The organism is Catenulispora rubra (assembly GCF_015356825.1).
Lineage (GTDB): Bacteria > Actinomycetota > Actinomycetes > Streptomycetales > Catenulisporaceae > Catenulispora > Catenulispora rubra.
On record NZ_JAACYW010000740.1, the window covers coordinates 1 to 471 of the forward strand.

1 pseudogene is annotated in these 471 nt (G+C 73.7%); it reads left to right on the forward strand.

Annotation, left to right across the window (positions count from 1 at the left end):
* Positions 1–392 (forward strand): annotated as a pseudogene (locus GWK61_RS55225) (hypothetical protein); the annotation flags it as partial.
* Positions 393–471: the final 79 nt, after the last annotated feature.

Here is a 471-nt window from a genome sequence, read left to right on the forward strand (position 1 = left end):
GGGTGCTGGGCGCGCTGCTGGAGGGGTCGGACCCGCTGGGGCTCTGGCCCGGGAACGGCGCGCCGCCGGTACTCGGGCCGCCCGCGCTCGGGTGGGACGTCGAGTCGCTGCCGGACGGGGCCCTCGACCCGGTCGGCGTTCCGGCACCGGTCGGGGTCCCAGCACCGGGCGCCGTGGAGCCACCCGGCCTCGCAACCCCGGCCAGCCCCGCAGCCGCCGACGTGGCGCCCTTCGAAGCGCATCCACCCAGCAACATCACCCCGCCGAAGCCCAACAGCAACCGCCGCGACATAGCGCCACCGAGCGGCAACCGGGCATCGCCGGGGAGCTGGAGAGAATCACGACCCGAAGCGTTCATGCCAATGGGACGCGCCGGGCCCACGGTGGGTTGAGTTGGACGGCAACTTTCTTGTGGAGTTCGGCGTGGCTGCCCTGTTGGTGGGTGCTGGTGGCGGGCGGGGTGCGGTTAGG